This is a genomic window from Pseudomonas kielensis, from assembly GCF_030505375.1.
Taxonomy (GTDB): domain Bacteria; phylum Pseudomonadota; class Gammaproteobacteria; order Pseudomonadales; family Pseudomonadaceae; genus Aquipseudomonas; species Aquipseudomonas kielensis.
In genome coordinates this window covers 1,843,281-1,868,404 of record NZ_CP130043.1, presented here as the reverse complement: position 1 = coordinate 1,868,404, position 25,124 = coordinate 1,843,281, and the positions used below count along the sequence as shown (strand labels likewise).

27 protein-coding genes and 1 tRNA gene are annotated in these 25,124 nt (G+C 61.5%); 12 read left to right on the top strand and 16 right to left on the bottom strand.

The features are described 5' to 3' along the window. Positions 1-47 precede the first annotated feature (47 nt). The 6 genes from Q1W70_RS08770 to Q1W70_RS08745 all read right to left on the bottom strand — a co-directional run bounded on the left by Q1W70_RS08770 (position 48) and on the right by Q1W70_RS08745 (position 5,197). On the bottom strand, positions 48-803 hold the full coding sequence (locus Q1W70_RS08770; protein ID WP_166592988.1) for an ABC transporter substrate-binding protein: 756 nt from the start codon (positions 801-803) through the stop codon (positions 48-50). A 13-nt stretch (positions 804-816) separates the two neighbouring features. After that, entirely contained in the window at positions 817-1,590 is a 774-nt protein-coding gene (locus tag Q1W70_RS08765) for an ABC transporter ATP-binding protein (RefSeq protein ID WP_095167396.1), read from the bottom strand. Between the two features lie 594 nt (positions 1,591-2,184). Next, on the bottom strand, positions 2,185-2,637 hold the full coding sequence (locus Q1W70_RS08760; protein WP_166592987.1) for a hypothetical protein: 453 nt from the start codon (positions 2,635-2,637) through the stop codon (positions 2,185-2,187). 5 nt (positions 2,638-2,642) lie between these two features. Continuing rightward, positions 2,643-3,059, bottom strand: coding sequence for a hypothetical protein (locus Q1W70_RS08755; protein ID WP_166592986.1), 417 nt, complete (start codon positions 3,057-3,059; stop codon positions 2,643-2,645). A gap of 39 nt (positions 3,060-3,098) precedes the next feature. After that, on the bottom strand, positions 3,099-4,073 hold the full coding sequence (locus Q1W70_RS08750) for an alpha/beta hydrolase family protein (RefSeq protein ID WP_302098768.1): 975 nt from the start codon (positions 4,071-4,073) through the stop codon (positions 3,099-3,101). A gap of 71 nt (positions 4,074-4,144) precedes the next feature. Beyond that, positions 4,145-5,197, bottom strand: coding sequence for a PDDEXK nuclease domain-containing protein (locus Q1W70_RS08745; protein ID WP_166592984.1), 1,053 nt, complete (start codon positions 5,195-5,197; stop codon positions 4,145-4,147). Positions 5,198-5,457: 260 nt separating this feature from the next. On the opposite strand from Q1W70_RS08745, the gene Q1W70_RS08740 reads away from it, so the two are divergent. Beyond that, positions 5,458-5,907: a carboxypeptidase regulatory-like domain-containing protein gene (locus Q1W70_RS08740; protein WP_302098767.1), complete on the top strand. Its 450-nt coding sequence runs from the start codon at positions 5,458-5,460 to the stop codon at positions 5,905-5,907. Positions 5,908-5,988: 81 nt separating this feature from the next. Here Q1W70_RS08740 and Q1W70_RS08735 read toward each other — a convergent pair. The 4 genes from Q1W70_RS08735 to Q1W70_RS08720 form a co-directional block, all read right to left on the bottom strand. Further along, a tRNA-Phe gene (locus Q1W70_RS08735) sits at positions 5,989-6,064 on the bottom strand. Between the two features lie 103 nt (positions 6,065-6,167). Continuing rightward, the gene (locus tag Q1W70_RS08730) at positions 6,168-6,440 is read right to left on the bottom strand and encodes an oxidative damage protection protein (protein WP_166592435.1); all 273 of its coding nucleotides are present in this window, start codon (positions 6,438-6,440) and stop codon (positions 6,168-6,170) included. Further along, entirely contained in the window at positions 6,437-7,504 is a 1,068-nt protein-coding gene (mutY, locus tag Q1W70_RS08725) for an A/G-specific adenine glycosylase (protein WP_166592436.1), read from the bottom strand. The genes Q1W70_RS08730 and mutY overlap by 4 nt, the downstream gene beginning before the upstream one ends. Then, positions 7,501-9,726: an AsmA family protein gene (locus Q1W70_RS08720; RefSeq protein ID WP_166592437.1), complete on the bottom strand. Its 2,226-nt coding sequence runs from the start codon at positions 9,724-9,726 to the stop codon at positions 7,501-7,503. The genes mutY and Q1W70_RS08720 overlap by 4 nt, the downstream gene beginning before the upstream one ends. Positions 9,727-10,128: 402 nt before the next feature. Between Q1W70_RS08720 and Q1W70_RS08715 the strand changes: the two genes are divergently transcribed. The 7 genes from Q1W70_RS08715 to Q1W70_RS08685 all read left to right on the top strand — a co-directional run bounded on the left by Q1W70_RS08715 (position 10,129) and on the right by Q1W70_RS08685 (position 15,880). After that, entirely contained in the window at positions 10,129-11,790 is a 1,662-nt protein-coding gene (locus Q1W70_RS08715; protein ID WP_166592438.1) for an OFA family MFS transporter, read from the top strand. Between the two features lie 218 nt (positions 11,791-12,008). Beyond that, positions 12,009-12,602: an imidazoleglycerol-phosphate dehydratase HisB gene (gene hisB, locus Q1W70_RS08710; RefSeq protein ID WP_095167520.1), complete on the top strand. Its 594-nt coding sequence runs from the start codon at positions 12,009-12,011 to the stop codon at positions 12,600-12,602. After that, complete coding sequence (gene hisH / locus Q1W70_RS08705) at positions 12,602-13,240, top strand: imidazole glycerol phosphate synthase subunit HisH (RefSeq protein ID WP_166592439.1); 639 nt, start codon at positions 12,602-12,604, stop codon at positions 13,238-13,240. The genes hisB and hisH overlap by 1 nt, the downstream gene beginning before the upstream one ends. Next, a complete protein-coding gene (locus Q1W70_RS08700) occupies positions 13,241-13,498 on the top strand; it encodes a DUF2164 domain-containing protein (protein WP_008024930.1) in 258 nt (85 codons plus the stop codon). A 42-nt stretch (positions 13,499-13,540) separates the two neighbouring features. Further along, entirely contained in the window at positions 13,541-14,278 is a 738-nt protein-coding gene (hisA, locus tag Q1W70_RS08695; protein WP_166592440.1) for a 1-(5-phosphoribosyl)-5-[(5-phosphoribosylamino)methylideneamino]imidazole-4-carboxamide isomerase, read from the top strand. A gap of 9 nt (positions 14,279-14,287) precedes the next feature. After that, positions 14,288-15,058 carry an imidazole glycerol phosphate synthase subunit HisF gene (hisF, locus tag Q1W70_RS08690; protein ID WP_166592441.1) on the top strand — a complete coding sequence of 257 codons (771 nt, stop codon included), beginning with the start codon at positions 14,288-14,290 and terminating at the stop codon, positions 15,056-15,058. A gap of 66 nt (positions 15,059-15,124) precedes the next feature. Next, positions 15,125-15,880, top strand: coding sequence for a substrate-binding periplasmic protein (locus Q1W70_RS08685; RefSeq protein WP_302098766.1), 756 nt, complete (start codon positions 15,125-15,127; stop codon positions 15,878-15,880). Positions 15,881-15,895: 15 nt separating this feature from the next. On the opposite strand, the gene Q1W70_RS08680 is transcribed toward Q1W70_RS08685, so the two are convergent. The 5 genes from Q1W70_RS08680 to gpmI all read right to left on the bottom strand — a co-directional run bounded on the left by Q1W70_RS08680 (position 15,896) and on the right by gpmI (position 22,453). Beyond that, entirely contained in the window at positions 15,896-17,173 is a 1,278-nt protein-coding gene (locus Q1W70_RS08680) for a Vps62-related protein (RefSeq protein ID WP_302098765.1), read from the bottom strand. Positions 17,174-17,276: 103 nt separating this feature from the next. Then, positions 17,277-18,056: a divergent polysaccharide deacetylase family protein gene (locus Q1W70_RS08675; RefSeq protein WP_302098764.1), complete on the bottom strand. Its 780-nt coding sequence runs from the start codon at positions 18,054-18,056 to the stop codon at positions 17,277-17,279. Position 18,057: 1 nt separating this feature from the next. Further along, positions 18,058-19,365 (bottom strand): S41 family peptidase, encoded by a 1,308-nt coding sequence (locus Q1W70_RS08670; protein ID WP_166592445.1) that lies wholly within the window; start codon positions 19,363-19,365, stop codon positions 18,058-18,060. 31 nt (positions 19,366-19,396) lie between these two features. Further along, positions 19,397-20,692 carry a murein hydrolase activator EnvC family protein gene (locus Q1W70_RS08665; RefSeq protein WP_166592446.1) on the bottom strand — a complete coding sequence of 432 codons (1,296 nt, stop codon included), beginning with the start codon at positions 20,690-20,692 and terminating at the stop codon, positions 19,397-19,399. 231 nt (positions 20,693-20,923) lie between these two features. After that, positions 20,924-22,453 carry a 2,3-bisphosphoglycerate-independent phosphoglycerate mutase gene (gpmI, locus tag Q1W70_RS08660; RefSeq protein WP_302098763.1) on the bottom strand — a complete coding sequence of 510 codons (1,530 nt, stop codon included), beginning with the start codon at positions 22,451-22,453 and terminating at the stop codon, positions 20,924-20,926. Positions 22,454-22,608: 155 nt separating this feature from the next. Here gpmI and Q1W70_RS08655 point away from each other — a divergent pair, with 155 nt between their 5' ends. The 3 genes from Q1W70_RS08655 to secB are packed head-to-tail and all read left to right on the top strand — an operon-like array spanning position 22,609 to position 23,800. Beyond that, a complete protein-coding gene (locus tag Q1W70_RS08655; RefSeq protein ID WP_166592448.1) occupies positions 22,609-23,022 on the top strand; it encodes a rhodanese-like domain-containing protein in 414 nt (137 codons plus the stop codon). A 1-nt stretch (position 23,023) separates the two neighbouring features. Further along, positions 23,024-23,278: a glutaredoxin 3 gene (gene grxC, locus Q1W70_RS08650; RefSeq protein WP_166592449.1), complete on the top strand. Its 255-nt coding sequence runs from the start codon at positions 23,024-23,026 to the stop codon at positions 23,276-23,278. 39 nt (positions 23,279-23,317) lie between these two features. Continuing rightward, on the top strand, positions 23,318-23,800 hold the full coding sequence (gene secB, locus Q1W70_RS08645; RefSeq protein WP_095167353.1) for a protein-export chaperone SecB: 483 nt from the start codon (positions 23,318-23,320) through the stop codon (positions 23,798-23,800). Positions 23,801-23,911: 111 nt separating this feature from the next. Here secB and Q1W70_RS08640 read toward each other — a convergent pair whose 3' ends face one another. Next, positions 23,912-24,367: a tRNA (cytidine(34)-2'-O)-methyltransferase gene (locus Q1W70_RS08640; RefSeq protein ID WP_302098762.1), complete on the bottom strand. Its 456-nt coding sequence runs from the start codon at positions 24,365-24,367 to the stop codon at positions 23,912-23,914. Between Q1W70_RS08640 and Q1W70_RS08635 the strand changes: the two genes are divergently transcribed. Continuing rightward, a complete protein-coding gene (locus tag Q1W70_RS08635) occupies positions 24,366-24,806 on the top strand; it encodes a hypothetical protein (protein ID WP_166592450.1) in 441 nt (146 codons plus the stop codon). The two genes, Q1W70_RS08640 and Q1W70_RS08635, sit on opposite strands and share 2 nt — an antisense overlap. Positions 24,807-25,124 lie beyond the last annotated feature (318 nt).

Here is a 25,124-nt window from a genome sequence, read left to right as displayed (position 1 = left end):
TAAAGACCGGCGCGCCGGGGTGGGCGCGCCGGTCAGGCACGTCAGGATCAGTAGATGCTGAACGGGAAGTACTTGTCGTTGATCTTCTTGTAGGTGCCGTCAGCGACGATTTCCTTGATGGCGGCGTTCAGCTTGTTGCGCAGCTCGTTGTCACCCTTGCGCACGGCGATGCCGATTTCGTCGCTTTCCACCACGGGGTCGCCTTTGAACTCGTAGTTCTTGCCGGCATCGCTTTTCAGCCAGTCGTAGTTGGCGTACTTGTCGGCCAGGATGCCGTCGACGCGACCGGAGGTCAGGTCCAGGTAGGCGTTTTCCTGAGTGTCGTAGAGGCTGACCTTGATGTCGTCACCGTAGGTGTCTTCCAGCCAGGTGCCGGCCAGGGTCGCGCGCTGGGTACCGATGGTCTTGCCCTTGAGGTAGGCCTTGTCGGTCTTGAAGTCGACGTTTTTCGGTGCGATGAACTGCAGCTTGTTGGAGTAGTAGCGGTCAGTGAAGTCCACGGCCTGCTTGCGCTCGTCGGTGATCGACAGCGAAGACACCAGGAAGTCGAACTTCTTGGCGTTGAGGGCCGGGATGATGCCGTCCCAGTCGGAGGTGACGACTTCGCACTCGACTTTCATCTTGGCGCACAGGGCGTCGCCGATGTCTTTGTCGAAACCGACTACCTGGCCGCTGGCATCCTTGTTGTTGAACGGCGGGTAGGCCGCCTCGATGCCCATCTTGAGTTTTTCGGCAGCCATTGCGTTGGCCGAGAACACCAGGGTGGCGGCCGCGGCCAGGATGAATTTCTTGTAGTTCTGCATGCGGGTAGCTCCGTTAGCGGTTGCTGGACATGAATTGTTTGCAGCGCGCCGAAAGCGGGTTTTCAAACACCTGCTGTGGCGATCCTTGCTCTTCTACCAAGCCCTGGTGAAGGAACACGACTTCACTGGAGACCTGGCGGGCGAAGCCCATTTCATGGGTGACCAGCAGCATGGTGCGGCCTTCTTCGGCCAGGGCGCGGATCACGTTTAGTACTTCCTGAACCATTTCCGGGTCAAGTGCCGAAGTGGGCTCATCGAACAGAATCACTTTGGGCTGCATCGCCAGGGTGCGGGCAATGGCCGCGCGTTGTTGCTGGCCGCCGGACAGCTGCGCCGGGTACGCGTGGCGTTTATCGGCGATGCCGACCTTGGCCAGCAGGGCTTCGGCGACTTCGATGGCCTCGGCCTTGCTCTGCCCCAGCACGCGGCGCGGCGCTTCGATGATGTTATCGAGCACGCTCATGTGCGGCCACAGGTTGAAGTTTTGAAACACAAAACCGATTTCGCTGCGCAGGCGGTTGATCTGCCGACCGTCGGCGGCCACCAGTTCACCGTTTTTTGCCGGCTTGAGCTTGAGCTCTTCGCCAGCCACCAGGATTTGCCCCTGGTTGGGGTTCTCCAGGAGGTTGATGCAGCGCAGGAACGTGGACTTGCCGGAGCCGGAGGAACCCAGGATCGAGATCACGTCGCCGTCGCGTGCGGTCAGCGAGACGCCCTTGAGCACCTCCAGCTGGCCGTAGCGTTTGTGCAAGTTGCGGATTTCAAGCGCGGGCGTGGCCTCAGCCATGTACGGTCCTCATTGTGTTCGGTTGTGCCTGTGCTGTTGGGCAGCCTACCTGGCGAGGCGCCAAGCTAGCATAGCGTTGGAACGGCGGCCAACAGCCCCACGGGGTGCACACGGGAAGTGGTGCGCGGTTGTCGCATCGACGCAGCAGACTGTCGCGCTATCAACAACCGAACATCTGTTTGAAGCCATGTTTGCGTGGGGGGAGCGTAAAAAAAGGCGCGATGGTGCCAGCTTTGGCCGGGTGTTGGAAGCGCAAAGCGGACATTCGTTCCAGATCGGCACGTTTATTGTGCACCAGTGGTTTTTTCTGTGTGTTTTTGGTGCGCCGACTCGTCCGGTGACTGGGGGGCATGCTCATGCGCTGGCGAAGTGCCATTGATTTCAATGACTTAGGATTGAGGCTCGGTCTTTGGGCAGGCCGCGGAAAGTGGGGGGGAAACATTTTGGCGCAATTGTTTCGTGCGGAATTAGACGCGACAGGTTGGTTTTCGTGAGGAGCGCCGCCCGGCAATGGAGTTGAGTCGATCCGGGGGAATGAAAAACGGCCGCTGTCAGGGATGACGAGCGGCCGTTTTGCTTGGCGCACTGCGCGGCTTACTCGGCCTTGTCGTCCGGTTCACCCAGGGATTCGCGGTAGCTGTCCAGGGCGTTGCCGAAGTCGCTGATGAACTGCGGCTCGGTGAGCCAGGCCTGGGCGGTTTCGCGGTCCATGCCGTCGGCCCACATGCGGTAGTCGATCAGCATGTCGGCGGCCAGGTGGGTGGCGGCCATAGCTTCGTTCTCGGCGTTTTCCATGTCCAGCAGGTCTGGGTGCTCGTTGATGATCTCGCTGAGGTTCGACAGCAGGGTCAGCAGCATGTCGTTGCGGCTGATGGCCTCAGCGGCGTGCATCTTGCTGAACATTGCCAGGGTGTACTCGGGGATCGGCGCGTCCAGGTGGCCTGTCTCGTCGTCCAGGGCCAGCGGCTTGCGGCCAACCATGCGGATCTGCTTGGCCTTGGCCTTGGCGCGTTTGGCGCGTTTTTGCTGTTTGTTCGGGGATGCCATGTAATTCAGTTCGCTTTGTGTTGAGTGTTGGCCGCGATGGCGTCGGACGCCGCCACGTAGTCAGCCTGGAAGGCTGGCGATTCGATCCACGCCAGGGCGCCGGCTTCGTCGGTCTCGGTGGACCATTGGCGATATTCGATCAGGGCCGCCAGGATGAAGTCCATGGCGCCTTCTTCGCCTTCCTGCTCGTACACCAGTTCCAGCAGCGGGTCTTCGAGGAAGGCGCTGCACATGGCTTGCTGGCTGGTCTTTTCGGCGTCGATCATTTTCTTGAACAGCTCGGTCAGGTCCACTGACTCGAAGTCGATGCGATCGTCGTTCGGGTCCAGGTCCACCGGCGCGGCTGCGCGTTGGGTGCGGTTCTGCTTGGCCTTGGCTTTGGCGCGGGTGGCGCGTTTTTGCTGCTTGTTCGCGGATGCCATGGGCGTCGTTCCGTATTTCGTCGAGAGGGTGCAGGCCGGTCAGCTACGGGGGACTTGCCGCCCGGGATGATCGGGGGTCAGTTCGCCATGTTGCAGCCAGGACAATGCAATGGGCCATAGTGTGGCTTGGTATGGGCTGCGAAAAAAGCCGAAATGTCCGACTTGTTGCTCGCCGATGTCTTGCGGGTCGATTCGCAGGTGGGTGTTGGCACTGCGGCTGAAGTAGCTCAGCAGGCGCTCGATGGCAGCAACGGTGCCGTAGGGATCGTCGCTGAGGCTGATTGCCAGGGTTTTCGCGGTAACGGCGGCGAAAGGTAGCTGGCCGACCTTGGCGGCCAGCGCGCGGCCGCTGGGGCATTGCTCGAAGCGCGGCGCGGATCGGCTCCAGTCGCGGACGACGCCGGCCGGGGTGTCTTCCAGCCAGCCCAGGCGTTTGCCGGGGAAATAACCGCAGAGCCAGGTCACCAGCGGCATCACCACATGCCACTTGCCGAACATCCGCCAGCGCAGGTCGGGGGTGTAGTCGCGCCAGTAAGCGAACTGCGCACCGACGGTCACCAGGCGTCGAATCAGCGGCCCCGAACTCGCCAGTCCCGCGGCGCAGCCGCCAAAGCTATGGCCGACGACATCGATGGGCTGGCCGGGAAACTCGCGTTGGGCGCGCTTGAGCATGGCCTCGAAATCCAGGTGGCCCCAGTCCGACCAGCTGGCGTCGAGGTTTTTCATCGAGGTCGGTCGCGACTCGCCGATGCCCCGGTAGTCATAGGTGATGACGTCGAAGCCGTGGGTACACAGGTACTCGGCAAAGCGCGAATAGTGGCGGCAGCGCACCGACGTGGCGGCGTTGATGATCACCACGGCCCGGGACCGGTCGGCAGTGGCGTGCCGCCAGGTGAAACCGCCCAGGGCAAAACCGTCGGCGGCAGGCTCCCGGAAGGGCGTCATCAGCGGCTTGGCCGGCAGTTCCAGCTCGATTTGAGTCGGTGTCAGTGAAGGGCTTTCCTGCAAATTCATTGGCGCGCAACCTTTGCGGATAGCTGCCAACCATAGTCTGCCTGGGGCGGGTCGACAATCCGCCCCGGTGGTCAGTGGCCTTGGTTGATCGGCCGTTGCTCCAGCATGACCCGCTCGCGATCCAGTTCCGCACGCAGTTCCTCCTCGCTGGGCAGCACCAGTTTGTACTTGCTGGCGAAGAGCTGTTCGTGACCTTGCAGCATGGAATAGCGGACCACCGACTCATCCCGTTGTGCGCAGAGGATGATGCCCACGGTGGGGCTGTCTTCCGGACCGCGCTTGAGGTCGTCGTACATGCGCACGTACATGTCCATCTGGCCCACATCCTGGTGGGTCAGTTCGCCGCGCTTGATGTCGAAGATAACGAAGCACTTGAGCAGGTAGTTGTAGAACACCAGGTCGATGTAGAAGTCTTTGCTGTCGGTGCTGATGCGTTGCTGGCGGGCAATAAAGGCGAAACCCTTGCCCAGTTCGAGCAGGAAGCCTTGCAGTTGGTTGATCAAGGCTTGTTCCAGATCGGTTTCCAGTACCGAGCCGGCATTGGGCAAGCCAAGAAATTCCAGCACCACCGGGTCGCGGATGAAGTCCCGGGGGGAGGTCGGCAGTTGCTGGATATGGGTCGTGGCTTCCTGCTTCACGGTCAGGCGATCGCGGCTGGCCAGCAGGCGTTCGTAGTAGAGCGTGCTGATCTGGCGTTCCAGGGCGCGGGTCGACCAGTTCTGGGTGGCGGATTCGTTCATGTACCAATGGCGGGCGTGGTCGTTTTCGACGCGTAGTAAGGCGCGGTAATGGGTCCAGCTCAATTCGTGACGCAGTGCGTCACACATTGGGAATGCCTGGTAGAACAGGCGCATGTAGCGAAGGTTTGAGCTGTCGAAGCCTTTGCCAAACTCTGCCGTCAGCACGCTCGCCAGCGTCGCCAGCAGTTGCTTGCCATACCCCGCCCGCCTGGCGCCCTGCTGCTCGTACTCGACGATATGCCGCCCGATCTGCCAGCAGGTCTGCACCTGGGTGGTATCGACTGCGCGCAACACCTTGCGCCGCGCCTCGCGGATCAAGTCGCCAAGGTTGCCCAGCAGTGAGGCAAGTTGTGGCTCAGTAGCCTGGGGTTCGATGACGCTCATGAAGGTTTCCGCGTTGGGAAGAACAGGCGGGAGAGCTTCTCAGCAGTGGGGTGGGGCTGGATGCAGGGCGGGGCCTGGAAGTCTGCAGGAAAGACCTGTGGGTGCGCTGGAATCCAGCCAGAAGGGGCGATGCCCTGCCGGTGAGTCCTGTAGTCCTTTTCGTGGTGGGCTCAAGTTTAAATCGGTCTGAAACTTGGCGGTGTCGGCTGAAATCCAAAGAGGGTAACGATTGGGTTCGACAGAGCCCGGGAGTTGTCATCATGAAACCTGTTCGTTTGTTCCTGTTGCCCCTCGCGGCGGTCGGCTTGTTGCTGTTCCCAACGCTGGTGCCAGCCGCCAGTTATGAGCCGATCGATAGCGCCGGGGTGCAAGCCCAGCCACAGCAGCAAAACGGGATTACCTACCTGTCAGGCGGTATCGGCCTCGACGAGTCCCGAACCATTGAGCAAGCCCAGGGCTACAACCTGCACATGACCTTTGCCGTAGGCCCACAAAATCAATACACGGCCGACGTCGATGTCGTGGTGCAAAAGGCGCCAGGGCAGGCCGTGCTGACGCTGGATAACGCCGGCCCCCTGGTCTACGTGAAACTGCCCGCCGGCAAGTATTCGGTCATCGCCACGCGCCATGGCGAGGAGCGGCGTGATGTTGCGGATATCGGCAGTGGCGGCGCAAGCAATCTGGTCTTCCACTGGAATGATGCCCAGTAGCTGCCGTGCTGTTCGGGCATCCCGCGGTTTCCTGCGGGCATAAAAAAACCCTGAATCTTGCGATTCAGGGTTTTCGGTATTTGGTGCCCAGAGACGGAATCGAACCGCCGACACGGGGATTTTCAATCCCCTGCTCTACCGACTGAGCTATCTGGGCAACGGGGCGCATTAAACTGGTTTTTCAGGGGGTCGTCAAGCAAGTTATCAAAAAATATTTAATTATTACCGTCGCTTACGATCCAACCCCCGTATCCAAGGGATTACTCAGCCGGCGGCACGTAGCCTTCGGCCTTGGCGTAATCCTCGCCGGAGAAGAACTTGTCCATCTCGCCCTGAAGATATTTGCGGTCTTCGGCGTTCATCATGTTCAAGCGTTTTTCGTTGATCAGCAGGGTCTGGTGTTTTTGCCAGTCGCCCCAGGCCTTTTGCGAAACGTGGTCAAAAATGTCCTGGCCTTTGGCGCCCGGGAAGGGAGCGCGCTCCAGGCCCGGCAGTTCTTCGTTGTACTTGCGGCACATGATGGTGCGGGTCATGACGACTCTCCTGCGTTTAATACGTCGGCCGCGCGCTTGAGCAGTTTTTTCACCGGGGCGGCGAGGCCCAGGCGCGGCGGGGTGGCGAGGTTATACCAGAGCCAGTCGGCCTCGGCCACGTGATGGCCGGCCTCCTGGACCCTGACCAGCCAGGGTTCGATGGCCAACTGGAAATGGCTGAAGGTGTGGATCAGGTTCGGCAGCTCGGTCTGGGTGCCCAGTTGCAGCGAGTGTTGCAGGGCCAGGTGCTCCAGGTCGCCGAGGTCGTCCAGCTCCGGCAGGCTCCATAAACCGCCCCACAGGCCCGTGGAGGGGCGTCGGTAAAGCAGGATGGCGCCGTCGCGGTTGGCCAGCAGCGGCATCAGTGTGCGCTTCTGGGGCACGGCTTTGCGCGGCTTGGGAATCGGGTAGCGGGTTTCCAGGCCCAGCATGTGCGCTTCACAGCCCTTTTCCAGCGGGCACAGCAGGCAGCTTGGCTTGCTGCGGGTGCAAAGCGTGGCGCCCATGTCCATCATCGCCTGGGTGTAGGCGTTGACGCGGTCGTGGGGGGTGAAGCGCTCGGCGGTGGCCCACAGCTGTTTGGCGACCTTGGGCTCGCCCGGGTAGCCCTCTTGCGCGGTAAAGCGCGCCAGCACCCGTTTGACGTTGCCATCGAGGATCGGCGCCCGCAGGCCCATGCTCAGGCTGGCGATGGCGCCCGCGGTGGACAGGCCGATGCCCGGCAGATCGGTGAGTTTTTCCACGTCTTGGGGAAATTCGCCGCCGTACTGCTCAACCACGATCTTCGCGGTCTTTTGCAGATTGCGCGCGCGGGTGTAGTAGCCCAGCCCGGTCCACAGGTGCAGCACTTCGTCTTCCGGCGCGGCGGCCAGGGCCTGGACCGTCGGCAATGACGCCATGAAGCGGTCGAAGTAGTTCAGCACGGTGCTGACCTGGGTCTGCTGTAACATGATTTCCGAGACCCACACCCGATAGGGGGTGATGCCCTGTTGCCAGGGCAGGTCGTGGCGGCCGTGGCGGTCGTACCAGTCCAGCACCGCCGTTGAAAATTGCTCGGCTTTCATCGCTTGAACAGCCCCTTGAGCGCGTTCTTCAGTTCCGGGCTGACTTTGTCGCCGAGTTTTTCATCGATTTTCTCGCTGAGCTTGTCGCCGGCCAGTTTGCTGGCGACCTGGCCGAGGCGCTCGTTGTCCAGGCGGCAGGCCTTGGCGCCGAGTTCCAGCGGGCCACGGCAGCGCAGTGGCCACTCGATACCGACGAATTTCTCGCCCACCTGGCAGGCCGGGTCCGGTATGTCGCGCTGGTCGCCTTCGACGATGATGCCGACGCGGTAGTCCATGCCCAGCACGCGCAGGTCGACGTCGCCGTTGCCGTTGACGGTCATCCCCGGGATGCGCACTTTCAGGTCCGGATTGCTGGCGACGCCGTTACGCAGGGTCAGGTTGCCCTTGAGCTCCTGGAACGGGGTGTCCTTGCCCCGAGGCTCGCCGCTGAGGGTCTTGCGGTTGAGGGTGGCGATGCCTTTGCACAGCTGCTGTTCGAGGTTGGCGTTGAGCAACACGCCATTGTTGATCACGAAGCTGGCGTTGCCGTTGAGGCTGTCGATCAGGGTTTTCTGGCTGTTGCCACTGGCGGTGAGCTGACTGTTGAGCGTGATCAGGCCTTTGACCGGTGGGTTTTTACCTTGGCTCTCGAGGATTTTTTCCGCGGGCACCCGGTTGATCGCCGTCTGCATGCTCAAGGCCGGTACTGGCTGGCGCACATCGAGGGTGCCCTTGGTGTTGAAGGTGCCGTTGTACAGCTCGCCACTGAGGTTTTGCAGGGTCAGCAAGCCGCCCTGGCCAGTGGCCTTGAGGGCTGCGTTGTTAATGGGCAGTTTGCTGAGGGTCAGTTGGCCGAAGCTCAGGTCGGCGTCGAGGTCGAGCTTGCTCAGGCGTTCGGCCGGGATCAGCTTGTCGTTGCTCCACGCGCCCTTGGTCGGGGCGTTGGGCAGGGGCGTGCTGCCGGCACCGGCCAGGGCGTCGGCTTCGGTGCTGCTGACTTCCGCCTGGCGGGCCACCGCTGCGCTGTTGGCGTCGGCGGACTTGGGCGGCAGGTAGCGATCAGCGTTGAAGGTGTCGGCCTTGAGCTGCACGCGCAGGGCCTGCTTGGCGAAGTCCTCGACGGCGATGCGGCCGCTGATGGTGCTGTCGTCGAGTTTCAGGTTGATGTTGTCCAGCGACAGGCTGGTGGGGGTCGCGGCCAGGCGGCTGGCCAGTTCGACTTTGCTCAGGCTGCCTTCGGCCATGGCTGGGAGTTTCTGGCCGATGCTGTCGACAAACTTGGCCAGGTCAAACTGGGCGATCGACAGGGCGCCGCTGATTTGCGGGGTCTTGTCGAGGTCATTGGCTTTCAGTTCGCCGAGGGCGCGCAATTGATTGATGGACAGCTTGATGCCGGTCCATTCGGCGACATTCGCCGCTTTATCGAGGAATACCTGCCCTTGGGCGGCAAAGGTCACGGCCTTGCCTTGCAGCGGTTCGCCGGTCAGTTCGCCTGACAGCTTCATGTCTTCGAACTTATAGCGCTGCAGCGCGCGTTCAAATCGCAGTTCGCCATTGAGCTCGGTACGCACTCGCAGCACCGGCTGGTTGCTGGAGAGGAACGCGGTCAACTTGACGTCGATATTGGTCGCATCGTGTACGGGACCGGTGCTCAGTTGGATGCTTTCGGCGCTGAATTGTTTGCCGGTGCGCTCGTCGGTGTACTCCACCCGGGCGTTATTGACGGTCAGGCTGTCGATGTCGAGGCGAATCGGCTGGGCGGGTTTCTCTGTCGGGGCAGGAGCGCTGCCATCGGTGTCGCGGGTAGTCGCCGGTACTTCGGGCTGGCCCGCGACCGGCACGGCCTTGCCGATGTCTTCCCAGTTGCCGTGGCCGTCCTTGTCGCGGTTGAGGCGCAGGTTCAGGCCTTCGACCCGGACGTCGCTCATCTGCACTTCGCGGCGCAGCAGCGGCAGGACTCGCACTGAAAGGCCGAGCATTTGCAGGTCGGCGAACGGCGCCTTGGGGTTGCTCAGGGTCGCGACACTGGCTTCGTGCAGTTCCAGGCCGAGCCAGGGGAACAGGCTCCAGCCGATGTCGCCATTGAGCGTCAGCTCAATGTGGGCCTTGTCGCGGGCAATCTGGCGAATCTCGTCTTTGTAGTCATTGGGATCAAAGAAGTGGGTCAGGGCAAAGCCCAGGGCCACGATGACCAGTAACAGCCCGAGAAGTACCAGACCCAGGATTTTGCCGAACGCTTTCATGGGGCGAGTCCTTGTAGAGAGTCAAATTCGAAATTTAGCCGGGGAGTATAGCGCTCCGAAACTGACGACTGGTCAGCGATCGCTTCAGGTTATGTCCCGTGGCGGTTTCGGCTTGGTTGGCGGTGCCTGGGTGGGTGGCTTGCGCCGAGCAGCAGTCAGCGAAACGGCCAGTGATCAAAAGCCCGTTGGCCGCCTGATCGGAGCAGATCGCCTGCAAAACGCCAGATCAGACTGGTTTTTCTATTCTGGGCAAATGGTAATCTTCGCCCGTCCGCCTGCCGTGCTGCGACCGGTTGTCGCGCTAAATGGAACTTCACTCGATAAAACAGCCATGCCAACGCGCAGTTGAGGCTGTGGGTGACGGGGGGGCGGGCGAACCATACTAATAATTGGGGGAAACACATGAGCACGAGCACCGAGGCGGGCATTTTTGCGCCACCGCCGACGTTCCTGTCCAAGGAGCGCATTATCGCCAGGCCCGGCTTCAACCGCTGGCTGGTGCCGCCGGCCGCACTGGCCATCCACCTGTGCATCGGCATGGCCTATGGCTTTTCGGTGTTCTGGTTGCCGCTGTCCAAGGCCCTGGGTGTGACCGCGCCCGTGGCGTGCGCGCCAGACATGAGCTTTATCGCCCAAGTGTTCTCGTCCCAGTGCGACTGGCCCATCTCGATGCTCGGCTGGATCTACACCCTGTTTTTCATCTTCCTCGGTTGCTCGGCGGCGATCTGGGGCGGCTGGCTGGAGCATGCAGGGCCGCGCAAGGCCGGCGTGGTGTCGGCACTGTGCTGGTGCGGGGGGTTGTTGATTTCCGCACTGGGCATCTATACCCACCAGATCTGGCTGATGTGGCTCGGCTCCGGGGTGATCGGCGGGATCGGCCTGGGCCTGGGCTACATCTCCCCGGTGTCGACCCTGATCAAGTGGTTCCCGGATAAGCGCGGCATGGCCACGGGCATGGCAATCATGGGCTTTGGTGGTGGGGCTATGGTGGGCGCGCCACTGGCGGCCGCGTTGATGGGGCATTTCGCCTCGCCAGACGGAGTCGGTGTGTGGCAGAGCTTCCTGGTGATGGCGGCGATTTACTTTGTGTTCATGATCGGCGGGGCGCTGTCGTACCGCGTGCCGCCGACCGGCTGGAAGCCTGAGGGCTGGACCCCGCCGGCGAAAAAACTGGCCAACGCGATGATTACCCATCGTCACGTGCACGTGAATGTGGCGTGGAAAACCCCGCAGTTCCGCCTGGTGTGGCTGGTGTTGTGCCTCAACGTATCGGCCGGGATCGGCATTCTGGGCATGGCTTCGCCGCTGCTGCAGGAAGTGTTTGGCGGCAAGTTGCTGGGTAACGAGCTGGCATTCGGTCAGTTGGATGCCGGGCAACTGGCTTCGATTGCGGCCATTGCCGCCGGTTTTACCGGGTTGCTGAGTCTGTTCAACATTGGCGGGCGGTTCTTCTGGGCGTCGTTCTCCGACTACCTGGGGCGCAAAAATACTTACTTTGTGTTCTTCGCCCTGGGGTTTGCCCTGTATGCGCTGATCCCGAACCTCGGGCATCTGGGCAATGTCTCGCTGTTCGTCGCGGCCTTCTGCATCATCCTTTCGATGTACGGCGGCGGTTTCGCCACGGTGCCGGCTTACCTGGCCGACCTGTTCGGTACGCAGATGGTCGGGGCGATTCACGGTCGCCTGCTGACGGCCTGGGCGGCGGCGGGGGTGCTCGGCCCGGTGCTGGTCAACTACCTGCGTGAGTATCAGCTGAGCATCGGCGTCGAGCGCGCAGCGGCCTATGACATCACCTTGTACATTCTCGCCGGCCTGTTGGTGCTGGGGTTCCTCTGCAACCTGCTGGTGCGTCCAGTGGCAGACAAGTACTTCATGACCGATGCCGAGCTGGCGGCAGAACAGGCCCTGGGTCACGACAAGGGCGCCAACAGCACCACGGTGCTGGAGTGGAAGGCGTCGTCGGCCAGTGTGCCGTTGGCCGTGGCGGCCTGGCTGGTGGTGGGGATTCCGTTGGCGTGGGGCGTGTGGGTGACGCTGCAGAAGACGGCCGTGTTGTTCCACTGATTCATCGTGTTCGCGCGGTGTGCCGGTTGCACCGCGTTCACGGGCGAGCCCGTGCCAACAGGGGCTCGGTTGCACCCAGGTTCCTACATGTCATGACAGGTATATCCCCGGCCACGTTGGCTTCAACCCGTCAGGGATATCACTTGGCGTGTTTCTGTTTGCCGCAGCCGTGCCTATAATGGATGCCTTTTTCGCCCAATGATTTTGCGGAGCTGGTGATGGCCGAACGTATGGCGTCCGTCGAGCGCGACACTCTGGAAACCCAGATCAAAGCCTCGATCAACCTGGATGGCACCGGAAAGGCCCGATTTAATATCGGTGTACCTTTTCTTGAGCACATGCTGGACCAGATCGCCCGTCACGGGCTGATCGACCTGGATATCGAGTGCAAGGGCGACCTGCATATCGACGACCACCACACCGTGGAGGACGTCGGTATCACCCTGGGGCAAGCCTTCAGCAAAGCCATCGGCGACAAGAAAGGCATCCGTCGCTACGGCCACGCCTATGTGCCGCTCGATGAAGCGCTGTCGCGCGTGGTGATCGACTTCTCCGGCCGTCCTGGCCTGCAGATGCATGTTCCCTATACCCGCGCTACCGTGGGTGGGTTTGACGTTGACCTGTTCCAGGAATTTTTCCAGGGCTTCGTCAACCACGCCAACGTCAGCCTGCACATCGACAACCTGCGTGGCACCAACACCCACCACCAGATCGAAACCGTGTTCAAGGCTTTCGGCCGCGCCCTGCGCATGGCCGTCGAGCTCGATGAGCGCATGGCCGGGCAAATGCCTTCGACCAAGGGCGTCCTGTAATGCAGACGGTCGCGGTTATCGATTACGGCATGGGTAACCTGCATTCGGTGGCCAAGGCCCTCGAACACGTAGGTGCCGGCAAGGTGCTGATCACCAGCGATGCCAATGTGATTCGCGAAGCCGACCGGGTGGTTTTCCCCGGGGTCGGTGCGATTCGCGATTGCATGGCCGAGATCCGTCGCCTGGGCTTCGACTCGCTGGTGCGCGAAGTCAGCCAGGACCGTCCCTTCCTCGGCATCTGTGTCGGCATGCAAGCCTTGCTCGAACACAGTGAAGAGAATGACGGCGTCGACTGCATCGGCCTGTTTCCGGGCGCGGTGAAGTTCTTCGGCAAGGGCCTGCATGAAGACGGCGAACACCTGAAAGTCCCGCACATGGGCTGGAACGAGGTCAAGCAGGTGGTGGATCACCCGCTGTGGCACAACATTCCGGACCTGGCGCGCTTCTATTTTGTGCACAGCTACTACATCGCCGCCGGTAACCCGCGGCAGGTGGTCGGTGGCGGTCACTACGGCGTCGACTTCGCCGCTGCGCTGGCCGAAGGCTCGCGTTTCGCGGTGCAGTTCCACCCCGAGAAGAGCCATACCCATGGCCTGCAATTGCTGCAGAACTTCGCGGCGTGGGATGGTCGCTGGTAAATGGCCGTCAAGAAGAAGCCACCGATCCTGACCCTTACTCCTGAACAGGAGAACGAGGCCAATCACAAGATCAAGCGCTTCATGGAGGACCGCTTCGAACTGGACCTGGGTTCCTTCGAAGCGGCCGAAATCCTTGAGCTGTTTACCCGCGAAATTGCTCCGCACTATTACAACAGGGCGATTTTCGATGTGCAGACACACCTCAAAGAGAGGTTTGAAAGCATCGAAAGCGACCTGTGGGCGCTCGAGAAAAACTGATTTCCGAGCAATGCTGAAAAATCGAATTTGAAGGTTTGCCAGATGCTGATTATTCCCGCTATCGATCTCAAAGACGGTGCCTGTGTACGTCTGCGCCAGGGCCGCATGGAAGATTCCACAGTGTTCTCCGATGACCCGGTGAGCATGGCTGCCAAGTGGGTAGAGGGCGGTTGCCGTCGTCTGCATCTGGTCGATCTGAACGGCGCGTTCGAAGGCCAGCCGGTCAACGGCGAAGTGGTGACCGCGATCGCCAAGCGCTACCCGAACCTGCCGATCCAGATTGGCGGTGGTATCCGCTCGCTGGAAACCATCGAGCACTACGTCAAGGCGGGCGTGAGCTACGTGATCATCGGCACCAAGGCCGTGAAGGATCCGGCGTTCGTTGCCGAAGCCTGCCGCGCGTTCCCGGGCAAGGTGATTGTTGGCCTGGACGCCAAGGACGGTTTTGTCGCCACTGACGGCTGGGCCGAAATCAGCACCGTGAACGTCATCGACCTGGCCAAGCAATTCGAATCCGATGGCGTGTCTGCCATCGTTTATACCGACATCGCCAAAGACGGCATGATGCAGGGTTGCAACGTGTCGTACACCGCTGCCCTGGCGGCGGCCACCCGGATCCCGGTGATTGCCTCCGGTGGCATCCACAACCTGGGTGACATCAAGTCGCTGCTCGACGCTCGCGCACCGGGCATCATCGGCGCCATCACCGGCCGGGCGATCTACGAAGGCACCCTCGACGTCGCCGAGGCGCAAGCCTTCTGCGATTCGTACCAAGGCTGAGGACTGACCATGGCGCTGGCCAAACGCATCATCCCTTGCCTGGACGTGGACAACGGCCGGGTCGTCAAAGGTGTGAAGTTCGAGAATATCCGTGACGCCGGCGACCCGGTGGAAATTGCCCGTCGCTACGACGAGCAGGGTGCCGACGAGATTACCTTTCTCGACATCACCGCCAGCGTCGATGGCCGCGACACCACCTTGCATACCGTCGAGCGCATGGCCAGCCAGGTGTTCATCCCGCTGACCGTGGGCGGTGGTGTGCGCACCGTGCAAGACATTCGCAACCTGCTCAATGCCGGTGCGGACAAGGTCTCGATCAACACCGCGGCGGTGTTCAACCCGGAGTTCGTCGGCGAAGCCGCGCAGCATTTCGGCTCGCAGTGCATCGTCGTGGCCATCGACGCCAAGAAAGTCTCCCTGCCGGGCGAAACCCCGCGCTGGGAAATCTTCACCCACGGCGGGCGCAAACCCACCGGGCTGGATGCGGTGGAGTGGGCGAAGAAGATGGAAGGCCTGGGGGCAGGGGAAATCCTCCTGACCAGCATGGACCAGGACGGCATGAAAAACGGCTTCGACCTGGGCGTGACCCGCGCCATCAGCGATGCCCTGGGGATCCCGGTGATCGCTTCCGGCGGCGTCGGCAATCTGCAGCACTTGGCTGACGGTATCCTCGACGGTCACGCCAGCGCAGTGCTGGCGGCCAGTATCTTTCACTTCGGCGAGTACACCGTGCCGGAAGCGAAGGCCTACATGGCAGCACGCGGTATCGTGGTTCGATAAAGGCCAGTGGACAGCATGGCGGGCTCAAGGCAAGCTTGGGCACGCCAATGGACTGCGGTAGCCGACATGCTCAGACGCCTATTCCTCGTTCTTGCCAGTGCTTCGTTACTGTTCAGCGGCGTGCTACGTGCCGCTGAAAAAACCGATATCGACCTGGTCTTGCTGACGGAAAACTTCCCGCCCTACAACATGGCGAAGAACGGCAAGAACTTCGCTCAGGACGAGAACATCAATGGCATCGCCGTGGACATCGTCCGCGAGATATCAAAGCGGGCCAACATCACCTACAGCCTGACCCTGCGTTTCCCCTGGGAGCGCGTCTACAAACTCGCCCTGGAAAATCCCGGTTACGGGGTGTTCGTCATGGCGCGCCTGCCCGACCGCGAAAAGCTCTTCAAGTGGGTCGGCCCCATTGGTCCGGACGACTGGATCATGCTGGCCAAGGCTGACAGCAAAATCACCCTGCGGTCCCTGGAAGACGCGCGCCAATACAAGATCGGCGCCTACAAGGGCGACGCCATTGCCGAGACCTTGGCCAAGCAGGGGCTCAAGCCGGTCGTGGTACTGCGCGATCAGGACAACGCGAAAAAGCTGCTCAATGGCCAGATCGATCTGTGGGCCACCGGCGACCCAGCCGGGCGCTATCTGGCGCGCCAGGAGGGGGTCACCGGCTTGAAGACGGTCCTGCGTTTCAACAGTGCGCAGCTGTATCTGGCGTTGAACCGCGAGGTGCCTGACGAAACCGTCGCCAAATTGCAGGCAGCGCTCGATCAGTTGCGCAAGGAAGGCGGGGTCGACGAGATCATGGGGCGGTACCTGTAGGTTTTTGACTCTGCGCTATTGTTCCGGCGGATATTCGCTCACATGCAGTTTGTCGTAGTCGGAGTAGCTGCCCTCGTGTGCCACTTGTGTGCCGTTGCTGCGTAGCAATTGGTAGTCGAACTGTGTGCGGTAAACCGCCACGATGCGCTTCTTCGCCACGATGGTGACGACGTGAGCCGACAGGGGAGCGATCAACCTGCTGCGCTGAGTGTCGGCGTCGAGGGGGGAGAAGCTGCTGCCCAGTTTCGCCGAGAATGCGACAGAGAAGGTTGGAGGCAGCGAGATGGAAAACTCCGGCAACCTGGAGTTCCATTCGGCGCCTACCTCGACAGAGGTCAGGCGAGAGAATGTTGCGAGGCTATCGGCATTTTGTACCTCGTCAAACCATTTGAAGGTTTGCCCTGCGGAGCTGGTGTTATGGCCGTAACCGATCAGCACGTACTGCTCTTTTTTTAGCACGTGGTAGTAGGGGCTCGTACGAAACTGCTCGAACGCACTCAGGTCGGGATCTTTGATTGCGAACCAGGGGAGCCGTGCCGTTAGGGTGACGGTGGCCGGTTGCGTTGAGGCGGGTGGTTCGTATCCGGTGAGGGACGGAGGCAGTGGCGCAGGTTCGGCTTTGAGCGAAAGCCGCATTCGCAGGCAGTACGCGCCGGTGTGCATCACGGGTTTGGTATAGCTGTTGACGCCCACGAATGTGCCCGGCGCAAAATGAATCTCTCCCGCCGCTGCGGCAGGTGGGCGGACGCTCCAGACGCTGAAGTCCTGCTTGGCACGACTGCCCTTGTCGCTCCAGATCATGTTGTCGATGGATGACGCCACGACCAGGTCCGCCCGCACGCACCGCACGGAGTTGACCGAAGGTTTGTCGAGACCGTCAGCGCACACCAGGCCAAGTGCCACGTAGCCATCAGGTGCAATGGGACGCCAGATCGAACAGTCGGTGTTGGCGCCTGAACCCTTGTCTTTCCAGACCTGTTCAAAGTCATCGGGCTTGCTCAGGGCCTTGCCTGGGTTGGCGGCCGTACTGGGCAGCTCGCCTTCGCAAACCACGGCCACCACTCTTCGATGGTTGATGTTGTCGTGACCGGAGACAGCGAGGTCGCCGAGTGGGAAAAAGCCCGGCAGCAAATCAGGGGCGGGGCTGGGACGCCAAAAACCACCGGGTTTGGAGCGTGAGCCTTTGTTATCCCAGATCCGGTGAAACTCGGTCGTAAAGTTGATCAGCAGGTTTTCAACTTTTATTGATTCCATTGGCCTTGCGAGTGCCGCGTCATCGTCATGTGGGTTCATGGTCATTCCTGGTCATTGAAAGGCAACCCGATCGGGTTGCGGATTTCAATATCCAGAATTGGATGAGGCGGCTGGCGGTAACTATGTAGTGGCCCGCTGCTGCTTACTGGCGATAAGTCCCGTCTTTGCCATGGGCGGCCATGGCGCGATTGCTGCGCACGCTGATCATCTGCCGGATGTTGATCCAGTCGATGCCCTGGGCCTTGAGCTTGGGCAGTTCGCGCTCGAGCACCGCCAGGGTCTGGGGGTAGGGATGGCCGATCATCACCGCCGAACCCTGTTTGCGCGCCAGGCTGATGGCGCTCTGCAGTTGGTTGTAGATCGCGGCTTCATTGCGTTCGTCATCGAGAAACACATCCCGTGAAACGCTGGCCAGGCCGATCTTCTGCGCCTCGGCGGCGGCGACGGTCTGGGCGCTGGTGCGGCTGTCGACGAAAAGCTTGTGCCGGCGTTGCAACTCGGCCATCAACCAGGCCATGGCCGGTTGTTGGGCGGTCATGCGGCTGCCCATGTGATTGTTGATGCCGGCGGTGTAGGGGACGGCCTTGAACGCGGCGTCCAGGCGCTTGCGCAGCTCTTCGATGGGCAGCTCGGGGTGCCAGGCGAACGGGCCGGTGGCCGGGTCCATGGGCATGTGCAGGATGACGATCTTGCCTGCGCGGTGGGCCTCGCGGGAAAATTCGGTGGCGTGGGGGGTGTCAGGCATGATCGCCGCGGTGACCGGCCCGGGCAGCGCCAGGACGCGGCGATCCCGGGGCAGGTTCTGCCCCAGGTCATCGATGATCAGGCTCAGGTAGGCCTTGTGGGGTGGCGCCTGCCCGGGCGTCGCATGGGCAACGCCGGCCAGGCAGCACAGCAGGCCGAGGAACCACCGCAGGCGCATCTCAGCGGCCGCGGGTAATGCTCAGGCCCTTGAGCAGGCTCAGCGCCTGGGCCAGTTGGTAGTCGTCGTCCTGTGGCATCGGCTTGGCCTTGCCGCCGGAGCCGCTTGGCTTGTCGGCGCCGCCGTTGCCATTGCCCAGGTGGCCTTGCAGGTCAGCTTCCTTGAAGTACTCGCTGTCCTGCTCGTTGGTGATCTTGGCCCGACGCACTTCGATGTCCGGAACGATGCCCTGGGCCTGGATCGAGCGCCCGTTCGGGGTGAAGTACAGTGCGGTGGTGATCTTCAGCGCGCGGTCGTTGTTCAGCGGCAGCACGGTTTGCACCGAGCCCTTGCCGAAGCTGGTAGTGCCCATGACGACTGCACGTTTCTGGTCCTGCAGGGCGCCGGCGACAATTTCCGAGGCCGAGGCGCTGCCGCCGTTGATCAGCACCACCATCGGCACTGCTTCGCTTTCATCCTTGCCGGTGGCCGAGAAGCGCAGTTCGGAGTTGGCGATCCGGCCCTTGGTGTAGACGATCAGGCCCTTGGTGATGAAGTGGTCGACCACTTCCACCGCCGATTGCAGGACGCCGCCCGGGTTGTTGCGCAGGTCGAGCACGATGCCGCTGAGCTTCTTGCCGTTTTCCTTGCGCAGCTTGGCCAGGGCCTGGGAGACCTCTTCGCCGGTCTTGACCTGGAACTGGGTGATGCGGATGTAGCCGTAGCCCGACTCCAGCAACTGCGCCTTCACGCTCTTGACCTGGATGGTCGCACGGGCCAGCGTCACGTCGAACGGGGTGCCGCCGTCGCGGACCAGGGTCAGGGTGATCTTCTCGCCGATCTTGCCGCGCATGCGGTCCACGGCTTCGGTCAGGCTCTGGCCTCGGGTCGGTTGGCCGTTGATCTTGACGATGAAGTCGCCAGCCTGGATGCCTGCCTTGGAGGCAGGGGTGTCGTCGATCGGCGACACCACTTTGATGAAGCCGTCTTCGGAGCCGACTTCGATGCCCAGGCCACCAAACTCGCCGCTGGTGCTTTCCTGCAGCTCGGCGAAGTCTTCCGGCCCCAGGTAGGCGGAGTGCGGGTCGAGGTTGCTGAGCATGCCCTTGATGGCGTTTTCCAGCAGGGTCTTGTCGTCCACCGGCTCGACATACGCGGCCTTGATCCGGTCCATGACCTCGGCAAAGGTGCGCAACTCATCCAGCGGCAATGGCGCCTTGGTGGTCGCAGCCGAGGTCGACGAGGCCGGTTCAGCGGCAAACGCCAGGGGCGCACCGATCACCAGGGCGATCGTCAGGGCCAGCGAAGTGAGGCGGGACAAATGCAGCATGTCGAACGAACTCCTGAGTTAGATGGTGCGCTTATCCTTGCGCACGGCACCATTGTGCTGGATCACTCGGGTGACCCTGCTGACGAATAGCGAAATACAGCGCTGGCGTGTCCTGGCCGCCACTGTTACCGACAGTGGAGATGGACTCGCCGGCCTTGACCACGTCGCCCGCCGACTTGAGCAGCGTCTGATTGTGGCCGTACAAGCTCAAGAAACCGTTACCGTGGTCGAGAATCACCAGCAAGCCGGCGCCACGCAACCAGTCGGCAAACACCACGCGTCCGCCGTGCACGGCATGTACCTGGCTGCCGGCGGAGGCGCTGATCATCACGCCGTCCCACTTGGTGCGGGCGTCGTCGCCGCGGCTTTCGCCAAAGCGGGCAAGCAATCGACCATCGACCGGCCAAGGAAGTTTTCCCCGTGTTGCAGAAAAGGCACCGCCGAAGGTTTCGCCAGCGCTGGAGACCAGGGCGCCGGGTGTCGGTTTGGCGATTTTACGTGGGGCATCGGTCGGGGCATCTGCCGCGGCCTGTGCCTCACGTAAACGCTTTTTTTCCGCTTCCTGCTGGGCGATCAGCGCTTTTTGCCGCGCTTCTTCTGCCTCCCGGGCCTGGCGTGCCAGGGTTTCCTCAATGGTTTTCAGGACTTTGGACAGGTCGGCCTGATCCTGCTCGCGGGCCTGCAGCTTCTGGTCGCGGTCCTTGAAGTCGGTGTTGAGCTTGGCCAGGACTTGCTGGCGCTCCTTGCGGACCTTGTCCAGTTCGTCGCGCTGGCTGTCGAGGCTGCTTTTTTGCACCAGCAGTTGGGCTTGTTGCTGGGCGATGTCCTGCTCGACATTGGCCAGTTGGCGCAGGGTTTCGTTGAAATTCTTCAACTGCTCCATGCGAGCTTGGCTCAGGTAGTCGTAATAGGTCAGGGTGCGGGCGAATTTCTCCGGGTTCTGCTGGTTGAGCAGCAGCTTGAGATATTCCTGGCGGCCGTTCTGATAGGCCGCGCGGGCCTGGGTGGCGATCAGTTGTTGCTGTTCAGTGCGCGCGCTCTGGAGTTTTTTTTTCTCGGCATCGAGTCGCTGCAGCTCGGATTCGCTTTTCTTCAGCTCTTTTTGCAGGGCATCGACCTGCTTCTCGAGCTTGCCCATCTCGGTCTCGGTGCCCTTGAGGTCTTTCTGCACCCCGGACTTTTCTTCCTGCAGCTTGCCCAGCAGCTTTTTCAGCTCGGCAATATCCTGACGCGTGGCGTCCAACTGTTGTTGGGTTTGCGCGCGCTCGTCAGCAAAGGCCGGTTGGAGCAGGCAGGTCAGAGCTAGGGCTATCAGGACGCGGAGCATAAAGGTGGGCGACACCGGGGGAAAAAAGACAGCCTAGTATGCCCGCCAAGCGTTGCAAAAAAAACGCCCAATTAGGGCGGTGTGATAACCGGGCTGAAAAACACCGCAAACCAATGTGGGAGCGAGCCTGCTCGCGATGGCATCAGTACATTCAACAAAGATGTTGGCTGTCAGATTGCTATCGCGAGCAGGCTCGCTCCCACAGGGTTTGGCGGTGTTTGAAGAGGCTGCTTACACCAGAATCGAAGTGCCGGTCATTTCGGGCGGTTGCTCCAGCCCCAGCAGCTTGAGCATGGTCGGCGCCACGTCGGCCAGGACCCCGCCTTCGCGGACCTTGAAATCACGCTTGCCGACATAGATGAACGGTACCGGCTCGGTGGTGTGGGCGGTGTGGGCCTGGCCGGTGGATTCGTCGGACATCTGCTCGACGTTGCCGTGGTCGGCGGTGATCAGCGCTTCGCCACCGACTTTTTCCAGGGCTTCGACAATCCGGCCGACGCACAGGTCCAGGCACTCAACCGCTTTGACCGCTGCGGCAAACACGCCGCTGTGGCCGACCATGTCGCCGTTGGCGTAGTTGACCACGATCACGTCGTAACGCTGGTTCTCGATGGCCTCGACGATGCGGTCGGTCACTTCCGGTGCGCTCATCTCTGGCTGCAAGTCGTAGGTGGCGACTTTTGGCGAAGGGATCAGGATGCGCTCTTCACCCGGGAACGGTTCTTCACGGCCGCCGGAGAAGAAGAAGGTCACGTGGGCGTATTTTTCGGTTTCAGCGATCCGCAGTTGGGTCTTGCCGTTTTTCGCCAGGTAGTCGCCCAGCACGTTTTCCAGGCTGCCCGGGGCGAAGGCCGACGGGGCAGGGATGCTGGCGGCGTATTGGGTGAGCATGACAAAACCGGCCAGTTTCGGCTGGCGGGCACGTTCGAACTCGCTGAAATTGTCCTCGACGAACACGCGGCTCAGCTCGCGCGCACGGTCGGCACGGAAGTTCATGAACACCATGGCATCGCCGTCTTCGACCTTGACCGGCTCGCCAATGGTGGTGGCCTTGACGAATTCGTCGCTCTCGCCACGCTCGTAGGCGGCTTGCAGGCCTTCCTGGGCGGTAGCGGCGTTGAACTCGCCGTTGCCATCCACGATCAGGTTGTAGGCCTGGGAGACGCGATCCCAGCGGTTGTCGCGGTCCATGGCGAAGTAGCGGCCGATGAGGCTGGCGATCCGGCCTTTGCCCAGGGTCTTGAAGGCTTCATCCAGCAGTTCGATCGACGACTGGGCGCTTTTGGGCGGCGTGTCGCGGCCGTCGAGGAAGGCGTGCAGGTAGATCTTCTCGGCGCCGCGCTTGAAGGCCAGTTCGGCCATGGCGATCAGGTGGTCCTGGTGGCTGTGTACGCCACCCTCGGACAGCAGGCCCATGAAGTGCACGGCCTTGCCAGCGGCAACGGCTTTGTCCACCGCGGCGCAGATGGTCGGGTTCTCGAAGAACTCGCCGTCGCGGATCGCTTTGGTCACGCGGGTGAAGTCCTGATACACCACGCGGCCGGCGCCGAGGTTCATGTGGCCGACTTCCGAGTTGCCCATCTGGCCGTCCGGCAGGCCGACGTCCATGCCCGAACCCGAGATCAGGCCGTTCGGTAAGGTGGCGCACAACCGGTCGAGGACAGGCTTGCGGGCCGCGAACACGGCGTTGGATTCTTCGCTCTCACTGTGACCGAAGCCGTCGAGAATCATCAGGACCAAAGGTTTAGGCGTGGTAGTCATAGATTCCACTCGTGGCTGAGTTAAAAAAGGGGCGATGGAAAAAGGGAGTGGCAGTTTAAAGCGAAGTTCCGGCGGCGTCACCGCCGGACGGGGTTTGGCCCACCATAGTGGCTGTGTATACTGGCCGACATTTTAACGCCCTGGAACCTCCTTCGATGGTTGCTCACCTGATTGAATTTGCCACTAACCACTATCTGCTCGTCGGTATCTTCGTCGTACTGCTGGCGTTGCTGATCGCTTATCAAATGCAGGGCGGCGGTCGCAGCCTGAGCACCGGTGAACTGACCGCACTGGTCAACAAGGACGCCGGCGTGGTGATCGACATCCGTTCGACCAAGGATTTCGCCGCCGGTCACATCGTTGGCGCGCTGAACATTCCACACGACAAACTGGCTGCCCGCGTCGGCGAGCTGGAAAAACACAAGGCCAAGACCATCATCCTGGTCGATGCCATGGGCCAGACAGCCGGTACCCACGCGCGTGAACTGCTCAAGGCCGGCTACACCGCCGCCAAGCTGTCCGGCGGGATCTCCAGCTGGAAAGGCGATAACCTGCCGCTGGTGAAGTGATATGGCCCGCGTCGTCGTCTACTCCAGCGATTACTGCCCTTATTGCTCGCGCGCCAAGTACCTGCTCGAAAACAAAGGTGTAGCCTTCGAAGAAATCAAGGTCGATGGCAAGCCGCAGGTGCGTGCCGAAATGGCCAGCAAGGCCGGGCGTACGTCCGTGCCGCAGATCTGGATCGGCAGCACCCATGTCGGTGGTTGTGATGACTTGTTTGCCCTGGACCGCGCTGGCAAGCTCGACGCGCTGCTCAAGGCCTAATTCCTTCCCTATAAGACCCAAGATCAGAAAGGATCTGAGATGACTGACCAACAGAACACTGCAGCTAGCGAAGAAGAAACCGCACCGCAATTCTCCTTGCAGCGCATCTACGTGCGTGACCTGTCTTTCGAAGCCCCGAAAAGCCCGGCGATCTTCCGCCAGCAGTGGGAGCCGAGCGTCGGTCTGGACCTCAATACCCGTCAGAAAGTCCTGGAAGACAACTTCCACGAAGTCGTGCTGACCCTGTCGGTGACCGTGAAGAACGGTGACGAAGTGGCCTTCATCGCCGAAGTCCAGCAGGCCGGTATCTTCCTGATCAAGAACCTTGACGAAGGTTCGATGAGCCACACACTGGGCGCGTTCTGCCCGAACATCCTGTTCCCGTACGCTCGCGAAGCCCTGGACAGCCTGGTGACCCGTGGTTCGTTCCCGGCCCTGATGCTGGCCCCGGTCAACTTCGATGCGCTGTACGCGCAAGAAGTGCAACGCATGCAGCAGGACGGCGCTCAGACCGTTCAGTAAGCAGCGCGGCTGACAACATCGCGGGCAAGCCCGCTCCCACAGGATTGTGCAAAACCTGTGGGAGCGGGCTTGCCCGCGATTGTTTTGGCCAGGCGAAAAATCGCCGGTGGGTTATTTGAAACCCAACTGCCGCCAGCCTTCGTACACGGCCACCGCCACGGTATTGGACAGGTTCAGGCTGCGGCAGCCTTCGCGCATCGGCAGGCGCAGGCGCTGGCCATCGGGCAGGGCGTCCAGCACCTCGGCCGGTAGGCCGCGGCTTTCCGGGCCGAACAGGAACGCATCGCCCTCGGCGAAACTGGCGTCGTGAAACGGCCGCGAACCTTTGGTGGTGAACGCAAACAGGCGCGGATGGTCAAGGCTTTCCAGGCAGCTGGCAAGGTCGGCATGCCGCTGCAAGGTGGCATACTCGTGGTAGTCGAGGCCGGCCCGACGCAGGCGCTTGTCATCCATCTCGAAGCCCAGTGGCTCGATCAAGTGCAGGTGGCAGCCGCTGTTGGCGCACAGCCTGATAACGTTGCCGGTATTCGGCGGAATTTCTGGTTGAAAAAGGATGACGTGAAACATGCACGGCTCCGAAGGTAAAGATGGACGGCATTCTACGCCGGAAGTGGACCGGCGATCGAAGCTATTGCCGCGGGTAATGGGCTCGCTGGCGATTGTCGGCCTGATGGTGGGGTTGATGATCGGTCGCCTGACCACCCCCGAGCCGTCCGAGTTGCAGCAGGTCGAGGTCACCGGGGATGGTCTGGTGGTGTGGTTCAACAACGCGCCCAAGACCCATGGCGAACTGATCGACGGCAGCCTCGCGCTGCTGTTCGAGGCCCAGGGGCAGGCGCAGAAAGGCCAGCTCAAGCTCAACGGTAAGGACGTGAACTGGCGGGTACGTTTGAGTGACAAGGGATTGTTGCTGACACTGGTGGCGGCCCGGCCGCTGAAGGGCGATTGGGCCGGCAGCGAGGTGGGCGATCGCTGGCGGTTGGAGATCCATCTCCAGGAGCAATAAAAGAGGAATCCCCGGCCTGCCTGTACCAAGGACCCCAAAACGGGATGGGCTCACGCGTTGCGTCGTGAGCCCGGTGTAAAGAAGGAACCCCTGACCTGCCTGTATCAAGGGCCCCAAAACTGCTTGGGCTCGTCGCTTGTGCGGTGTGAGCCCGATGTAAAGAGGGGAATCCCCGGCCTGCCTGTACCAAGGTCCCCGAAACCGGGTAGTGAACTGAATCACTGAATGGACTATTGCAGGGGGCGTGCCAGGTTTTAATAGGTTGAAGCAAAATGTTGTGTTGAAACGTCGAAAGCCCCGTATTCCGGGGCTTTGGTG

Coding starts and splice junctions, on each gene's coding strand:
- mutY (WP_166592436.1), bottom strand. CDS start 7,504: ATGAAAGCCGAGCAATTTTCAACGGCGGTGCTGGACTGGTACGACCGC.
- Q1W70_RS08640 (WP_302098762.1), bottom strand. CDS start 24,367: ATGTTTCACGTCATCCTTTTTCAACCAGAAATTCCGCCGAATACCGGC.
- Q1W70_RS08665 (WP_166592446.1), bottom strand. CDS start 20,692: ATGCTCCGCGTCCTGATAGCCCTAGCTCTGACCTGCCTGCTCCAACCG.
- Q1W70_RS08685 (WP_302098766.1), top strand. CDS start 15,125: ATGCTCAGACGCCTATTCCTCGTTCTTGCCAGTGCTTCGTTACTGTTC.
- Q1W70_RS08700 (WP_008024930.1), top strand. CDS start 13,241: ATGGCCGTCAAGAAGAAGCCACCGATCCTGACCCTTACTCCTGAACAG.
- secB (WP_095167353.1), top strand. CDS start 23,318: ATGACTGACCAACAGAACACTGCAGCTAGCGAAGAAGAAACCGCACCG.
- Q1W70_RS08670 (WP_166592445.1), bottom strand. CDS start 19,365: ATGCTGCATTTGTCCCGCCTCACTTCGCTGGCCCTGACGATCGCCCTG.
- Q1W70_RS08720 (WP_166592437.1), bottom strand. CDS start 9,726: ATGAAAGCGTTCGGCAAAATCCTGGGTCTGGTACTTCTCGGGCTGTTA.
- Q1W70_RS08765 (WP_095167396.1), bottom strand. CDS start 1,590: ATGGCTGAGGCCACGCCCGCGCTTGAAATCCGCAACTTGCACAAACGC.
- grxC (WP_166592449.1), top strand. CDS start 23,024: ATGGCCCGCGTCGTCGTCTACTCCAGCGATTACTGCCCTTATTGCTCG.
- hisH (WP_166592439.1), top strand. CDS start 12,602: ATGCAGACGGTCGCGGTTATCGATTACGGCATGGGTAACCTGCATTCG.
- Q1W70_RS08655 (WP_166592448.1), top strand. CDS start 22,609: ATGGTTGCTCACCTGATTGAATTTGCCACTAACCACTATCTGCTCGTC.
- Q1W70_RS08675 (WP_302098764.1), bottom strand. CDS start 18,056: ATGCGCCTGCGGTGGTTCCTCGGCCTGCTGTGCTGCCTGGCCGGCGTT.
- hisF (WP_166592441.1), top strand. CDS start 14,288: ATGGCGCTGGCCAAACGCATCATCCCTTGCCTGGACGTGGACAACGGC.
- Q1W70_RS08715 (WP_166592438.1), top strand. CDS start 10,129: ATGAGCACGAGCACCGAGGCGGGCATTTTTGCGCCACCGCCGACGTTC.
- Q1W70_RS08730 (WP_166592435.1), bottom strand. CDS start 6,440: ATGACCCGCACCATCATGTGCCGCAAGTACAACGAAGAACTGCCGGGC.
- hisA (WP_166592440.1), top strand. CDS start 13,541: ATGCTGATTATTCCCGCTATCGATCTCAAAGACGGTGCCTGTGTACGT.
- Q1W70_RS08755 (WP_166592986.1), bottom strand. CDS start 3,059: ATGGCATCCGCGAACAAGCAGCAAAAACGCGCCACCCGCGCCAAAGCC.
- Q1W70_RS08680 (WP_302098765.1), bottom strand. CDS start 17,173: ATGAACCCACATGACGATGACGCGGCACTCGCAAGGCCAATGGAATCA.
- hisB (WP_095167520.1), top strand. CDS start 12,009: ATGGCCGAACGTATGGCGTCCGTCGAGCGCGACACTCTGGAAACCCAG.
- Q1W70_RS08760 (WP_166592987.1), bottom strand. CDS start 2,637: ATGGCATCCCCGAACAAACAGCAAAAACGCGCCAAACGCGCCAAGGCC.
- Q1W70_RS08740 (WP_302098767.1), top strand. CDS start 5,458: ATGAAACCTGTTCGTTTGTTCCTGTTGCCCCTCGCGGCGGTCGGCTTG.
- Q1W70_RS08745 (WP_166592984.1), bottom strand. CDS start 5,197: ATGAGCGTCATCGAACCCCAGGCTACTGAGCCACAACTTGCCTCACTG.
- Q1W70_RS08635 (WP_166592450.1), top strand. CDS start 24,366: ATGCACGGCTCCGAAGGTAAAGATGGACGGCATTCTACGCCGGAAGTG.
- Q1W70_RS08750 (WP_302098768.1), bottom strand. CDS start 4,073: ATGAATTTGCAGGAAAGCCCTTCACTGACACCGACTCAAATCGAGCTG.
- Q1W70_RS08770 (WP_166592988.1), bottom strand. CDS start 803: ATGCAGAACTACAAGAAATTCATCCTGGCCGCGGCCGCCACCCTGGTG.
- gpmI (WP_302098763.1), bottom strand. CDS start 22,453: ATGACTACCACGCCTAAACCTTTGGTCCTGATGATTCTCGACGGCTTC.